Annotated in this window: 11 protein-coding genes; 1 reads left to right on the forward strand and 10 read right to left on the reverse strand. The window is 69.6% G+C overall.

Annotated elements, in window-relative coordinates:
• The 3 genes from BM004_RS38665 to BM004_RS38680 all read right to left on the reverse strand — a co-directional run.
• The coding region (locus BM004_RS38665; protein ID WP_177206769.1) for an autotransporter-associated beta strand repeat-containing protein at window positions 1-1,531 on the reverse strand (1,531 nt) is incomplete at its 3' end.
• Window positions 1,532-1,894: 363 nt separating this feature from the next.
• A complete protein-coding gene (locus BM004_RS38675) occupies window positions 1,895-2,527 on the reverse strand; it encodes a response regulator transcription factor (RefSeq protein WP_093221950.1) in 633 nt (210 codons plus the stop codon).
• A gap of 5 nt (window positions 2,528-2,532) precedes the next feature.
• Entirely contained in the window at window positions 2,533-3,933 is a 1,401-nt protein-coding gene (locus BM004_RS38680; protein WP_093221953.1) for a cache domain-containing protein, read from the reverse strand.
• 59 nt (window positions 3,934-3,992) lie between these two features.
• Here BM004_RS38680 and BM004_RS38685 point away from each other — a divergent pair, with 59 nt between their 5' ends.
• On the forward strand, window positions 3,993-4,424 hold the full coding sequence (locus BM004_RS38685; RefSeq protein WP_093221955.1) for a hypothetical protein: 432 nt from the start codon (window positions 3,993-3,995) through the stop codon (window positions 4,422-4,424).
• A 32-nt stretch (window positions 4,425-4,456) separates the two neighbouring features.
• Here the strand turns inward: BM004_RS38685 and BM004_RS38690 are convergent, their stop codons facing one another.
• The 7 genes from BM004_RS38690 to BM004_RS38720 form a co-directional block, all read right to left on the reverse strand.
• Entirely contained in the window at window positions 4,457-5,707 is a 1,251-nt protein-coding gene (locus tag BM004_RS38690) for an MFS transporter (protein WP_093221957.1), read from the reverse strand.
• Between the two features lie 141 nt (window positions 5,708-5,848).
• Window positions 5,849-6,787, reverse strand: a complete 939-nt coding sequence (locus BM004_RS38695; protein ID WP_093132989.1) for a VTT domain-containing protein — start codon at window positions 6,785-6,787, stop codon at window positions 5,849-5,851.
• 132 nt (window positions 6,788-6,919) lie between these two features.
• A complete protein-coding gene (locus tag BM004_RS38700) occupies window positions 6,920-8,302 on the reverse strand; it encodes a heavy metal sensor histidine kinase (RefSeq protein ID WP_093221959.1) in 1,383 nt (460 codons plus the stop codon).
• The gene (locus tag BM004_RS38705) at window positions 8,299-9,039 is read right to left on the reverse strand and encodes a heavy metal response regulator transcription factor (RefSeq protein WP_093221962.1); all 741 of its coding nucleotides are present in this window, start codon (window positions 9,037-9,039) and stop codon (window positions 8,299-8,301) included. The genes BM004_RS38700 and BM004_RS38705 overlap by 4 nt, the downstream gene beginning before the upstream one ends.
• A 33-nt stretch (window positions 9,040-9,072) precedes the next feature.
• Window positions 9,073-12,255, reverse strand: coding sequence for an efflux RND transporter permease subunit (locus BM004_RS38710; RefSeq protein WP_093221964.1), 3,183 nt, complete (start codon window positions 12,253-12,255; stop codon window positions 9,073-9,075).
• Window positions 12,252-13,496, reverse strand: a complete 1,245-nt coding sequence (locus BM004_RS38715) for an efflux RND transporter periplasmic adaptor subunit (protein ID WP_093221966.1) — start codon at window positions 13,494-13,496, stop codon at window positions 12,252-12,254. Before BM004_RS38715 ends, BM004_RS38710 begins: the two co-directional genes overlap by 4 nt.
• Before the next feature lie 4 nt (window positions 13,497-13,500).
• Window positions 13,501-14,997, reverse strand: coding sequence for an efflux transporter outer membrane subunit (locus BM004_RS38720; RefSeq protein ID WP_093221969.1), 1,497 nt, complete (start codon window positions 14,995-14,997; stop codon window positions 13,501-13,503).
• Window positions 14,998-15,121 lie beyond the last annotated feature (124 nt).

Raw genomic sequence — 15,121 nt, forward strand, 5'->3', positions numbered from 1 at the left:
CGGCCAGGTCGAGCGTGGCGCCCGTCGCCACGGTGAAGGCGCTCGCACTGCTCAGCGTGTTGGCCGCGCCGGCGCGCAAGGTGCCCGCCGCGACGTTGGTGGCGCCGGTGTAGGTGTTGGCGCCGGTGAGCGTGGTCGTGCCGCTGCCCACGTGGTTCACGCTGGTGCCGCCGGTGATCGGCACGGCGAAGTCGTAGGCGCTGGCGTTGTGGTTGAAGTTCAGCACCGCCGTGCCCGCACCGCCGTTGACGGCCGAGGCGAGCACCGTGCCCGGTGCCACGGCCGCGTCGCCCACGGCCGCGCCGATGTTGAGGGTGCCCGAGCCTGAAGCGCTCTGCCCCAACGCAAGACTGCCCAGTCCGGCCTTGGACGAAACGGTCGCGCCGTTGGAAACCGTCAGCGTCGCAGCGCCCTCCTGGCCGACGGTAACGGTGCCCACCGTGGTCGTCAGCGACGAGCCAGCGCCGGCCACCACACCCGTGACGACGCCGCCGGCTGTTCTGCCCAAGGTGAAGTTCAGTCTGGCATCAAGGGTGGCTCCATCGGAAACCTCGAGCGTTCCCCGGTGCTGGGTGTAGCTGACGCCAGACTTCAAGGTCGAGCCTTTGCCGCTGACCACGACGCTGGAAACGCCGCCAGCGGAAGTCGTTCCGGTTCCGCCCAGCTGAACGCCGTTGGGGCCCGTGCTCTCGAGGGTGCCGCCGTCCAGCACACGGATGTTGCTCTGGCCCGCGCGCGCCAGCAAAGCAATGACGGTCACGTTGGAGCCGCTGCCCTGAACCGTGAGATTGCCGGTCGTGCCGGCTACCTCGCCGAGCAAAAGGCTGCTGGAACCGCCCGCGCCGAAGGCTGCACCGGCCAACACATCCAGCGACGAGCCCGCAGCCGAGCCGATGTTGGTGGCTCCGCCGGCGGTGATCACTTTCGATCCGCTGCCGGTCACCACGACGCGCGAGTTGTCACCTGTCGCGTTGATGCCGCTCAGGCCGCCGGGCGTGAGCGTGCCGCCATCCTGAACACGCAATTCACCGCCGTTGACGGTGATGTTTCCGCCGGCAGCCGAGCCCACCCCGGCCAGCACCAGCGCGCCGCCACCGCTCTTCACGAGACCGGTCGTGCCGTTGAGCGTTCCCTGGAAAGTCAGCGAAGACCCGGCCGCAACGTCGAATGGCGTGGCCAAGGCGGTTGTGACCACGAAGGCATTGGGCACGACCGTCACGTTCTTCTGGATCTGCGGAAGCGTCAGGGCGCTCGTGAAGCTGGCGGTCAGGTTGAACGTCGAAGCGGCATCCAGGCTGGCATTGGCACTCAGGATGGCTATCGCCAGTTCGTTTTCGTTGCTGACGTTGAAGGTTGCCGCATGCGCCATGCCGCTCGCAACCAGGGCCGCGCCCGCCATCACCGTACCCGCGCGCCGCGCCCGCCGCGAACTGCTGCGTGCGCCGCCGCCACGGGGTGCGCGCACGTTCTCCGCCGCCGCCACGCATGCGCCCAGTGCCGCATTCCAAACCGTTCTGTAACACAAATTCATCTACTTGCTCCTCGTCTTGAATGTGGGTTTCTCCAATGAGGAACGATCGATTTCCGCACCTCTTTGCGGGCGGCATATTACATATGAAACGATATGTTAGTAATTCAGAGGGTTTTCTGCTTATTCGACCAACTGAATAAATTAGTGGTCGTTATTTGAGCGGCGACATCGCCAAGGAAATATGACGAGGATCTGGCTGCCTGTAGAGAGAAGTTCTAAAAGTGATCCAGAACGTGAACCCGCGAGGAAGAACTCGCGTTGGCTGTGCGCGGAAAGTTGCACACAGATCGCTTCAATTGCTCGCTCTTGGCTGCACCGCCGCCAACCAGGTTTCGGCGCCGCCAGCACCGCCGCCCGCAGGCCTCAGCTCTGCCCGAACTTCCGCGCGTGTTCCACCGCGTACTTGATGAGCTCCGCCTGCCCCTCGATGCCCAGCCGCCGCTTGATGCTCTGGCGGTGCGCTTCCACCGTGCGCACGCTCAGGCTCAGGTCGCGCGCGATCTGCTTGCTCGACTCGCCGCGGCCCAGCGCGGAAAGAATCTCGCTCTCGCGCGGCGTGAGCAGCGGGCGCGGCGCCTGCGTGCGAAACAGCTTCTTCGACACGGCCGGGCTCAGGAAGGTGCCGCCGCCCGACACGGCCTCGATGGCCGCGACGATCTCCGCCGCGGGCGCGTCTTTCAGCACGTAGCCGCGCGCGCCCACCTGCAGCGCCTTCTGCACGTACTCGGGGTTGTCGTACATGCTGAGCATCACGATGTGCGTGGCGGGCCGGCGTTGCAGCAGCAGCGCCGCAAGCTCGATGCCGTTCATGTCCTTCATGCCGACGTCCATCAGCATGAGGTCGGGCTGCACGCTGTCGACCAGCTCCAGCGCCTCGGCCGCGCTGCCGGCCTCGCCCACGATCTCCAGGTTGGCGATGCTGCCCAGGCGCGCGCGCAGGCCGTCGCGCACCAGCGGGTGGTCGTCGACGAGGAAGAGGCGAACGGTGCGGGTCATGTGGGTCACGGGGATCGCGCGGATCGCGCAGGCTGGCCGGCCTCGGCCCTCGCGCTGCGGGCCGGCACCTCGGCCTCGATGGCGGTGCGCCCGGCGTTGGAGCACATGGTGAGCCTGCCGCCGATGGACTCCATGCGCTCGCGCATGTTGCGCAGGCCGATGCCGCGGCGCGGGTCGAGCTGCACGGCCTCGATGTCGAAGCCGGTGCCGTCGTCGCTCACCTCCAGCCGCACGCCCTCTTCTTCGTCGAAGCCCAGCGCTACGTGCACGTGCTGCGCCTGCGCGTGCTTGCGCACGTTGGTAAGGGCCTCCTGCGTGAGGCGAAAGAGCGCGGTCTTCACTTCGGGCTGCAGCTCGAAGGCTTCGCCGCCGACCATCATCGATGCGCCGACGGCGCCCTCTTCGCGGAACTCGTCGACCAGCCGCTCCAGCGCGGCGGGCAGGCCGAGCGTGTCGAGCAGGGCCGGGCGCAGGCGGTGCGAGATGCGGCGCACCTCGATCAGCGAATCGTTCAGCCGCTGCAGCGCCTTGCCGAGCGCGGGCGGCGCGCCGTGGTGCTGGCGGTCGAGCTGCTCCACGGCCGATTCGATGAGCAGCTTGGCCGACACCAGCGTCTGGCTGGTGCCGTCGTGCAGCTCGCGCGCGAGGTGGCCGCGCTCTTCTTCCTGCGACTGCACCACGCGCCGCGCGAGCAGGCGCAGCTTGGCCTCGGCGGTGCGCTGCTCGCTGAGGTTCAGCAGCAGGCCGGCCGCGCTGACCACGCCCAGGCACAGCGCGGCAATGCCGGCGATCCACAGCAGCGTGGCGGTGACGTTGGCGTTCATCTGCCGGTCGAGCGTGTCCATGGTCGACTCGATGTCGTCCAGGTACAGGCCGGTACCGACCATCCAGTTCCAGCGCGGCATGGCCGTGACGTAGCCGAGCTTGGGCGCCATCTGCGCGCTCGAGGGCTTGCGCCATTCGTATTCGACGTAGCCGCCGCCGTTGTCCCTGGCGCCCTTGATCAGTTCCTGGATGGTGTAGCGGCCGTGCGAATCGCGCAGCTCCCACAGGTTCTTGCCGACCAGCTCGGGCTGGCGCGAGTGCATGAGGGAGTTGCCCTCGAGGTCGTAGACGAAGAAGTAGCCGTCGTCGCCGTAGTTGAGCGCGGCCAGGCGGCGCAGCGCCTCGGTGCGGGTGGCCTCGTCGTCCTGGCCCGATTCGTACAGCGGCAGCAGGTTGCTCACGGCCAGGTCGACGTAGCTGCGCAGCTCGCTGCGGCGCTGGGCCATGTAGCTGCGCTCGATGAGGGCGCGCTCGCGCTGCGCGAGGTCGTGCTCCTGGTGGCGCACCGCAAGGGCCACCAGCACCAGCGCCACGAGCAGCGGTGCAACGGCCAGCGCGACGATCTTGGTGCGGAGATTCATGGGGCGGCAAGCCTACCACCGGGCCCTGGGAGCGCATCCGTCCCTATCATCCCCAGCCGATGAAGCACCCTCGCCTTCGACAACTGCTGCTGCCCGTGTTCGCCCTGCTCGGCGTGGCGGGCATCACCATGGCCGGCTTCTCGCCCGACGGCTACGCGGTGCACGTGCTGGGGCGCACGGGGCCGCAACCGTATCCGCTGGCCGGCGTGGCGTGGTTCTGCGCCGCGGTGCTTGGGGAGACGGCGCTCGCGGGGGCGCTGCTGCGGCCCGCCTCGTACCGCCACGGCTGGAAGCGCGCGCTGCTCGCGCTGGCCGTGGCGCTGGCCGGTTGGGTCTTCCTGGGCATGGGCGCGATGCACCAGCCGCCGTACTTCATGGCGCACCTGCTGTGGCTCACGGCGATGGTGTTCGCGCTGGCGCTGCTGCTGGTGGTGTCGCTCACCGCGAAGTGGCAGGCCTTCCTGCGGGCCGAGCGCGACCGGGCCGGCTAGATCAGCGAGGCCAGCCAGGTCCGCCAGGCCGGCTATGCAGCGCGGCCTGCCGCAGGCACCGCCCCGCGCTTGAACTCGGTCGCGTAGTACAGCAGCGCCAGCGCCACGTACCCGCCACCCAGCAGGCACAGCCCGCTCCAGCCGTGGAAGGCGTACACGGCCGCGGCAATGCCCGAGGCCACCGCGGCGCAGATGAAGATGAAGGTCATGAACAGGCCGTTGAGCCGGCCGCGCAGCTCGGGCGCCAGCATGAAGAGGCTGCGGAAGTTCAGCACCTGGCACAGCTGCACCGCGCCGTCGAGCAGGATGCCCGCCGCAACCAGCCCCGCCAGCGAGCGGTAGTGCATGGCGACCGCGCCCAGCACGAACGACGCCAGCGCCACGGCAATGGCCACGCCGGTGGCCGGGCGCGTGAGGCCGCGGTCGGCCAGGCGGCCCGCCATCGGCGCCATCAGCGCGCCCGCCGCGCCGGCCAGCGCGAACAGCGCAATGCCGCGCTGGCCCATGCCGAACTCATGCACCAGCGCCAGCGGCACGGCCGTCCAGAAGGCCTGGAAGGCGGAGAACATCATCCCCTGGTAGAAGCCGCGGCGGCGCAGCAGCGGCGTGTTCCACACGATGCCGGGCAGCGACGCCATGGTGCGCGCGTAGCCCACCGAGGCGTGCGGGCGCCGCTCGGGCAGCGCGCGCCACAGCACCGCGATGAGCGCGGCCATCAGCACCGCCGACACCCAGAACACCGCGCGCCAACCCAGCGCCGACGCCACGATGCTGGCAAAGGGCCGTGCCAGCATGATGCCGCCCAGCAGCCCGGCCATGATGTTGCCGACCACCTTGCCGCGCGTGGCCTCGGGCGCGAGGTGCGAGGCGAAAGGCAGCAGCACCTGCGCCGCCACCGCGCAGGCGCCGACCACGAAAGAGGCCGCCAGGAAGGTGGCGGCCGACCCCGACAGCGCGATGCCCACGAGCCCGACCACCGCGCCGGCCAGCGCACCGACGATGAGCCGCCGGTTCTCCACCACGTCGGCCAGCGGCACCAGCAGCAGCAGGCCGGCGCCGTAGCCGAGCTGGGTGAGCGTCATGATCAGCCCGGCCAGGCCGGCGTGCAGCTGCAGGGTGTCCGAGATGGGCCCGATCAGCGGCTGCGCGTAGTAGATGTTGGCCACGCACAGGCCGCAGGCGATGGCGAAGACCAGCGTGAGGGCGGGGCTGAGCCCGGGGGCGTGTGCAGCGGCCGGGGCCGGGGCTGCGGCGCGGGCAGGGGAAGTGTCGGGATGTGGCACGGAGGGCCTCGGTGGGTCGGGCGGGGAGCGTTCGGGAGAAGGCGGGCGGCCCAACGAACAAGGGTTAACCCGCGGCCGGGCACCTTAGCACGGGCGCCCGATTCCTGCAGGGGCTGGGGCGGGGGCTGGCGAGCCCCGTGCTCAGTCGACGCTGGTCGGACGGCCCGAGGCCACCCAGGCGTCGAGCCCGCCCGTCAACGGCAGCGCCCGCTTGGCGCCGCGCGCCAGCAGCACGCGCGCGGCCTGCGCGGCCGACACCTCGTTGGGGCAGTTGCAGTACAGCACCACGTCGCGCCCGGCGGCGTGCGACAGGTCGAGGCTGCGCTGCTGCAGTGCCTTGAGCGTGTACGACTGGGCGCCCGGAATGCGGCGCGGGTCGACCTGCATGCCGGCCTTGCCGCGCACGTCGATCACCAGCGGTGGCTCCTCGCCGTTCAGCAGATCGTGCAGTTCTTCCACCGAGATGCGCGGCATGCCGGTGAGCCGCATGAAGGCGCGCCGGCGCCAGTAGCGCACGGCCAGGAAAATGACCAGCAGCACGCCCAGCGCCACGGTGGCGATGCCGCCGGCCTGCGCCATGACGGCCAGCACCTCCTGGATCTGGTTGCGGAACACCCAGCCCAGCCCGAGGAACAGACCGGTCCACACCAGCGCCGCGCCCACGTCGAACCCGATGAAGCGCCGCACCGACATGCCCAGCGCGCCGGCCATCGGCGGTGCCACCACCGACACGCCCGGCACGAACTTCGCCGCCACGAGCGACATGCCGCCCCATTCGGTGATGAGCGATTCGCCGCGCCGCACGCAGGTGTCGGGCGACAGCGAGATGCGGCACAGCAGCCGCATGAAGCGGTAGCCGAAGCGCCGCCCCGCGTAGAACCAGGCGCCGTCGCCCAGCAGGTTGGCAGCGACCGCGGCCAGCACCACGCCGACCACCGACACATCGCCCGCAGCCAGCAGCGCGCCCGTGAGCACCAGCACGGCGGCGGCTGGCACCGGCAGCCCGAGGCGGGCGGCGAAGCTGGCGGCGAACACCACCAGGATCGCGTTCTGCACGAGCAGCGACATCAGCTGTGCCATGCCGGGTGTCCTGGAGGTGCCGCGAGAAATCGCTGGATGGGAGGGGGATTCATGCCAGCCGGGATTGTCCTGCATGGCCCAAGAACGTACCGGGTGCAGGCCATTGAATGACGGCTGGAGACAGCGGCTTTTTCAGGCGGTGCGCGACACGCTGAAGGCGAAGGTATTCAGCCCGCCTTCGCTCGACGCGCTCACCTGCCCGCCGTGCATGCTCGCCACTGCCTTCACGATGGCCAGCCCCAGCCCGTGGCCGTGGTGCTCGCCGCCGTCGTTGCGGGCGGCGTCCACCCGGTAGAACCGGTCGAACAGGTGCTGCAGGTGCTGCGCGTCGATGGGCGCGCCGGGGTTCGACACGGCGATCCAGGTCGAGCCGGCCTCCTCGCGCAGCGTGACGGCAATCTGCGCGCCCGGCTTGGAATGCTCGATGGCGTTCTGCAGCAGGTTGGACATGGCGCGGCGGAACAGCGCGCTTTCCAGCCGCGCCTCGGCCAGCACGTCGCCCTCGATGCGCACCTGCGCCCGCGTTTCGTCGAGCACGAACTCGAAGAACTCAATGGTCTTGCGCACCTCCTGCGCCACCGGCGTCAGCACCAGCCCGGTGGCCACCTCGCCGCGGTCGGCGCGCGCCAGGAACAGCATGTCGTTGACGATGGAGCGCACCCGCTCCAGGTCTTCGAGGTTGGCCTGCAGCACCTCCTGGAACTCGCTCGCGCTGCGCTGGCGCGACAGCGCCACCTGCGTGCTGCCGATGAGGTTGGCCAGCGGCGTGCGCAGTTCGTGCGCCACGTCGGCGTTGAACGATTCGAGCTGGCCGTAGGCCTCTTCGAGCCGGGCGAGCGCGCCGTTGAAGGCCTCGGCCAGCGCGGAGAGCTCGACCGGCAGCGGCTCCGAGCGCAGCCGCTGCGACAGCGTCTTGGGCCGCAGCGCCAGCGCCTCGGCCGACAGCCGCTCCAGCGGGCGCAGCCCCACGCGCGCGATCCAGTAGCCCGCAAAGGCCACCACCAGCACCGCGCCGAGCCCGAGCGCGACCAGCGCGGTCAGGAAGGTTTCGCGCGTGCGTGCATAGGGCTCGGTGTTGCGCCCGACGATCAGCCGCACGGCCGGCCGGTTCTCGAAGGGCCCGATGTGCGCGGAGAGCGTGCGAAACGGCCGCGCCTGCCCCGGCAGCACGATGGCGCTGCTGTGGCCGTTGGCCTCGCGCGTGAGCCCGTCGATCTCGGCCAGGCCCTTGCCGTACTGGAAGCGCGGGTCGTCGCTGAGCACCCAGAAGCGCACGCTGCCGTCTTCGGGCGTGAGCGCGTCCATGCGCGCCTGCACGCGCGACCAGCGGTCGGGCGAGCCGATGGCCCTGATCCAGAACTGCAGGCTCTTGAGCGTGGTGTCGAGCTCTTCGTACTGGTGGCGCTCCAGTTCGCGCGCCAGCACGTTGTGCAGCGCGAAGCCGGCCAGCGCGAAGGTGGCGAGCGCCGCGGCGGCGAACATGAGCACCAGCCGCGCGGTGATCGAGCGCTTCACGTCGCCGGGCCCTCGCCCGGCGCGTCGCGCACCTCGCGCACGTCGCGCACCTCCCGAACTTCCCGCTCCTCCCTCACTTCCATCACATAGCCCATGCCGCGGATGGTGTGCAGCAGCCGCGTGCCGAAGGGCAAGTCGATCTTGTCGCGCAGCCGCTTGATGGCCACCTCGACCACGTTGGTGTTGCTGTCGAAGTTCATGTCCCACACCAGCTCGGCGATGGCGGTCTTCGACAGGATCTCGCCCTGGCGGCGCGCCAGCACGGCCAGCAGCGCGAACTCCTTGGCCGTGAGGTCGATGCGCGTGCCGGCGCGCGAGGCCTTGCGCGCGAGCAGGTCGATCTGCAGGTCGGCAATGCGCAGCTGCATGGGCTCCTGCTTGCGGCCGCGCCGGTTCAGCGCCTGCAGCCGCGCCAACAGCTCCAGGAACGAGAAGGGCTTGATGAGGTAGTCGTCGGCGCCTTCGTGCAGGCCCTTGATGCGGTCTTCCACGCGGTCGCGCGCCGTGAGCATGATCACCGGCGTCTGCTTCACCGCGCGCAGCTCGCGCAGCACCGAGAAGCCGTCCTGCCCCGGCAGCATCACGTCGAGCACGATCACGTCGTAGTCGTGCGTGAGCGCCAGGTGCTGGCCGTCGATGCCGTTGTGCGCCATGTCGACGGTGCAGCCCTGCTCGGTCAACCCCTTGGAGAGGTAGTCCGCGGTTCTCAGTTCGTCTTCGACTATCAGGATCTTCATGGCGTGTGCGGTCTCGCTGGTATCAAGCGGCGCTCATCCGTGGGCCTCGGCCGGCGTCGGCGTCTCGGCTTCCGTGTTTTCCTTCGCGGCCTTGCGGGCCTTGCGCGCTTCCTTGCGGCTCAGGTACCAGTAGTGGGCGCGGTCGAGGTACAGGTAGACCACCGGGGTCGTGAACAGGGTGAGCGCCTGCGAGAGTATCAGCCCGCCGACCATCGCGTAGCCCAACGGGCGGCGCAGCTCGGAGCCAGAGCCGTGGCCCAGCATCAGCGGCAGGCCCGAGAGCAGCGCGCACATGGTGGTCATCATGATCGGGCGAAAGCGCAGCAGGCAGGCCTGGTAGATGGCGTCGTGCGGCGACATGCCCTGCTCGCGCTCGGCCTTGAGCGCGAAGTCGATCATCATGATGCCGTTCTTCTTCACGATGCCGATCAGCAGGATGATGCCGATCAGCGCAATCACGCTGAGGTCGTAGCCCCCCGCCATCAGGATCAGCAGCGCGCCCACCCCGGCCGAAGGCAGCGTCGAGAGAATCGTCAGCGGGTGGATGTAGCTTTCATACAGCAGGCCCAGCACGATGTACACCGCCACCAGCGCCGCGGCAATCAGGTAGGGCTGCGAAGACAGCGAGTCCTGGAAGGCCTGCGCCGTGCCCTGGAACGAACCCGTGAGCGACTGCGGCAGCCCCATGTCGGCCTGCGCCTTGTTGATGGCGTTCACCGCGTCGCCCAGCGCATGGCCCGGCGCCAGGTTGAACGAGATGGTCACGGCCGGGAACTGGCCCTGGTGGCTGATCGACAGGTACGCGGTCTTGCTGGTGTCCACCTTCACGAAGCTCGACAGCGGCACCTGCTGGCCGGTGAGCGGCGAGTTGAGGTACAGCTTGCTGAAGAGCGCCGGGTCCTGCTGCAGCGCGGGCGTGACCTCCAGCACCACGTGGTAGCTGTTGAGCTGCGTGAAGTACTGCGCCACCTGGCGCTGGCCGATGGCGTCGTACAGCGTGGCGTCGATGGTGGCCGGCGAAATGCCGAAGCTCGAGGCGCGGTCGCGGTCGATGGTGAGCACGGCCGACGCCGCGGCGTTCTGCTGGTCGGAGGCCAGGTCGGTGATTTCCGGAATCTGCCTGAAGCGCGCGAGCAGCTGCGGCGCCCAGGTGTTGAGCTCGTCCAGGTTGGCGTCGGTCACCGTGTACTGGTACTGCGTGCGCGAGGAGCGGCCGCCCACGCGAATGTCCTGCCCCGCCTGCAGGAACAGGTTCACGCCCTGCACCTTGGCGAGCTGCGGGCGCAGCCGCGTGATGATCTCGTCGGCGGTGGCCGTGCGGCCTTCGTCCTTGGGCTTCAGGCTGATGAAGAAGTTGCCGGTGTTGTAGGTCGACGAGCTGCCGTTCATGCCGAAGCCGGTCACGTCCGGATCCTTGCGCACCACGTCGGCCAGCTCGAGCATGCGGGCGTTCATCGACGCGAAAGAAGCGTCCTGCGCCGATTCGGCGAAGCCCGAGATGAAGCCGGTGTCCTGCTGCGGGAAGAAGCCCTTGGGAATCACCACGAACAGCGCGGCCGTGGCGGCCACGGTGGCAATGAACACCATGAGCGTGGTGAACTGGTGGTCGAGCACCACGTGCAGGCCGCGCTTGTAGCCGTTGAGCATGGCGTCGAAGCCGCGCTCGAACAGCTGGTACAGCCGCCCGTGCTGGCGGCCATGCTCGTTCTTCAGGAAGCGCGAGCACAGCATGGGCGTGAGCGTGAGCGAGATCACCACGCTCACCACGATGGTGAGCGTGACCGTCACCGCGAACTCGCGAAACAGCCGCCCCACGATGCCGCCCATGAGCAGCAGCGGAATGAACACCGCGATGAGCGACACCGAGATCGAGATGATGGTGAAGCCGATTTCGCTCGCGCCCTTGTACGCGGCCTCCATGGCCGACATGCCCTCTTCCACGTAGCGGTAGATGTTCTCCAGCATCACGATGGCGTCGTCCACCACGAAGCCCACCGCGATGGTGAGCGCCATCAGCGAGAGGTTGTCCAGGCTGTAGCCCAGCAGGTACATCACCGCCACGGTGCCCAGCAGCGCCAGCGGCACCGTCACGCTGGGAATGAGCGTGGCCGGCACGTTGCGCAGGAACACGAAGATCACCGCCACCACCAGCGCGATGGTCAGCAGCAGCGTGAACTCCACGTCCTTCACCGAGGCGCGGATGGTCTGCGTGCGGTCGATGATGGCGTTGACGTCCACCGTCGGCGGAATCGACGCCTTCAGGCGCGGCAGCGCGGCGTTGATGCGGTCGACCGTCTCGATCACGTTGGCGCCCGGCTGCTTGGTGATGGCCAGCACGATGGAGCGGCCGTTCTGCACGGTGCTGCCCTCGGGCGCGGCGGCGCCTGCATAGGCCCAGCCGGCAATCTTCGCGTTCTCGGGTCCGTCGACCGCCACGCCCAGGTCGCGCACGCGAATGGGCGCGCCGTTGCGGTAGGCCAGCACCACGTCGTTCCAGGGCTGGGCCTTCAGCAGCTGGTCATTCGTGTAGACGGTGAAGCTCTGGTTGGGCCCGTCGATGGTGCCCTTGGGCGCGTTGACGGTGGCCGAGGCGAGCACGGTGCGCACGTCTTCCAGGCTCAGGCCCGGCGCGGCGAGCTTGGCGGGGTCGACCTGGATGCGCACGGCCGGCTTCTGCGCGCCGCCGATGTTGACCAGCCCCACGCCGGAGATCTGCGAGATCTGCTGCGCGAGGATGTTGTCGGCGTAGTCGTTCACCTCGGTCAGCGGCAGCGTCTTCGACTGCACCGACAGGATGAGGATGGGCGCGTCGGCCGGGTTCACCTTGCGGAAGGTGGGCGGGCTCGGCAGGTTGGCGGGCAGCTGGCCGGTGGATGCGTTGATGGCCGCCTGCACGTCGAGCGCGGCGGCGTCGATGCTGCGGTCGAGGTCGAACTGCAGCGTGATCTGCGTGGAACCCAGGCCGCTGGTGGAGGTCATCTGCGACAGCCCCGCGATCAGCGAGAACTGCCGTTCCAGCGGCTGCGCCACGTTCGAGGCCATGGTCTCGGGGCTGGCGCCCGGCAGGTTGGCCGAGACCTGGATGGTCGGAAAGTCGACCTGCGGCAGCGGCGCCACCGGCAGCAGCGGGAACACCGCTGCGCCCACCAGCAGGATGGCCAGCGCCAGCAGCGTGGTGCCGATGGGGCGCTTGATGAAGGCGGCGGAAATGCTCAATTGCGGCTCCCGCTGGCGACCTTCTTGCCGTCATTACTCGCGGCATTCTTCGCAACGGGCGGCGGCTCCACGATGGTTGCGCCGGCCTTCAGCTTGTACTGGCCGTCGACCACCACGCGCTGGCCGGCCTGCAGGCCCTTGTCGATCACGGCCGTGCCGTCGGCGATCTGCACCACGTGCACCGGCACGTTCTCGGCCTTGTTCTCGGCATCGACCGTCCACACGTAGGTGCCGTCCTGCCCGCGCTGCACGGCGGCGGCGGGCACGGTGAGCGAGTCGGCCCGGCGGTCGAGCTGCAGCCGCACGTTGACGTACTGGCCCGGCCACAGCGTGTGCTGCGGATTGGCGAAGCTGCCCTTGAGCTGCACCGTGCCGCTGGTGGTGTCGATCTGGTTGTTCAGCAGGATGAGCTTGCCGGTGCCCAGCATCTGCGCGCCGCTGCGGTCGTAGGCGACCACCGCGAGCGGCTGCGTGCTCTGCTGCTGCACGCGGTTGATGTCCTGCACCGCGTCTTCGGGCAGCGTGAACTGCACGGCGATGGGGTCGATCTGGTTGATGACGACCAGCCCGTTGGCATCGGCCGCGTGCACGATGTTGCCCGGGTCCACCAGCCGCGCGCCCACGCGCCCGTTCATCGGCGAAGAGATGCGCGTGAAGCTCAGCTGCACCTCGGCGTACTGCACCTGCGCGGCGTCGTTCTGCACGGTGGCCGTGAGCTGGTTGACCAGCGCCTTCTGCGTGTCGACCTGCTGCTGCGTGGCCGCGTCCTGGCCCAGCAGCGTGGTGTAGCGCTGGAGGTCGGCGCGCGCGTTGGCGAGCTGGGCGGCGTCTTTCGCCTTGGTGGCCTGCGCCTGCGCGAGTTGCGCCTGCAGCGTGCGCGGATCGAGCTGCGCGAGCAGCTGGCCGGCCTTCACGTCCTGCCCTTCGACGAAGCCGACCTTGTCGAGCTGGCCGTCGATGCGCGCCTTCACCGTCACGGTGGCCATGGAGGCGACGGTGCCGATGCCCGAGCGGTAGACCTGCACGTTCTGCGAGGCCACGCGCGCGGTGCTCACCTGCACCGGCGGCGTCTTGGGCGCGTCGGGCTTGGCGGCATTGGCCGCGTGGTGCGCGAGCGCCCAGGCGCTCCCGCCGAGCAGCACGGCGAGCGAGGCGGCCGCGAGCCAGGTGGCGCGGCGCGGGTGAAGGGGGAGCGTGGCCGGGGCCGTGGCCGGGGCGGTGGTGTCTGCGGTGGTCGTCATGGCATCAATTCCGGGAAGTCTTTGCCGTGGCGTCGGCCACGGTGTCCGTTGCGCTCCAGCCGCCGCCCGTGGCCGCGATCAGCGACACGCTGGCGGCCAGCTGGCGGCCCAGCACCTGTGCGGCGGTGCGCTGGTTGGTGAGCGAGAGCGTCTGCGCCGTGACCACGCCGAGGTAGGTGGCGGTGCCGGCGCGGTACTGGCTCAGCGCCAGCCGCTCGGCGAGCTGCGCGGCGCGCACGGCGTCGGCCTGCAGGGCCGATTCGCTGTCGAGCACGCGCAGCGTGGCGAGGTTGTCTTCGACCTGCTGGAAGCCGCCGAGCACGGTCTGCTTGTATTGCGCCACCGAAGCGTCGTAGGCGGCCACGGCCTGGTCGGTGTGCGCCTTGCGCAGGCCGCCGTCGAACACGGTCTGTGCCAGCGCCGCGCCCAGCGACCACACGCGGCTGGGCGTGTTGAACAGCGTGGCCAGGCTGGCCGCGCTGAAGCCGCCGCTCGCGCTGAGCACGATCTGCGGAAAGTACGCGGCCTTGGCCACGCCGATGTTGGCGTTGGCGGCCTGCACGCGGCGCTCGGCACCGGCGATGTCGGGGCGGCGCTCGAGCAGTGCCGACGGCAGGCCGGCGGGCGTGACCGGCAGTAGCAGGTGCACGGCCGCCGCGCAAGACAGCGTGTCGGCGGTCGGCGGTTGCGACGGCGCTTCGAGCGGCGACAGCGAGAACGACGCGGGCGCCTGCCCCGTCAGCACCGCGATGGCGTGCTCGAGTTGCGCGCGCTGCGCCTCGAGATCGACCGCCTGCGCCTGCGCCGTCCTGAGCTGGCTTTCGGCCAGCGCCACATCGGAGCGCAGCACGGTGCCGGCGGCGTACTGGTGCTGCGTGAGTTCGAACGCCTTGGCGTAGGCGGCGGTGGTGCTGGCGTACAGCTCGCGCTCGAGGTCGATGACGCGGATCTGCAGGTAGTCCTGCGCGAGCGTGGTCTGGATGCTCAGGCGCGCGCCCGCGAGGTCGTCGGCGCTGGCCTGCGCGCTGGCGTTGCCCGCCTCGACCGAACGCCGCACCGCGCCCCAGATGTCGGGCTCCCAGCTGGCGGCCAGGCCCAGGGTGTCGGTGGTGCCGCGCTTGACCGTGCCGGTGCTGTTGGTCTGCGCGCGTGCGGCGCCGGCGTTGAGGCCGATGGTGGGGTAGAAATTGGCGCGCGCCGCCGCGGTGATGGCCTGCGCCTCGCGGTACTGGGCCTCGGCGACGCGGATGTTCTGGTTGGCGGTGTTGGCCTGCGCGATCAGCGCGTTGAGCGTGCTGTCGCCGTAGGCGTCCCACCAGGGGTGGTCGGCGTCGATGGTCTGCGGCGCGGCGGTCTTCCAGGGGCCTGCGGTTTCCTTGAAGGCGACCGGCACGTCCATCTGCGGGCGGACGTAGTCGGGACCGACGGCGCAACCCGCGAGGAGCAGGACAACCAGCGCGAGGGCCGCGCGCGAAAGAGGTGGGGCGACGGGGAGAACCATGGTGAGGCCACTCTAAGAAGCCCCGTCAAACCCCTCGCTGTCGGTTAACTGACAGTTCTGACAGTTTCGGTTTGGCTGCCTCCTCGGCGGCGCTCGAAGAAGCGCGGCGCTTGTGCGGAGGCCT

This window comes from Variovorax sp. OK212 (assembly GCF_900112425.1).
Lineage (GTDB): Bacteria > Pseudomonadota > Gammaproteobacteria > Burkholderiales > Burkholderiaceae_C > Variovorax.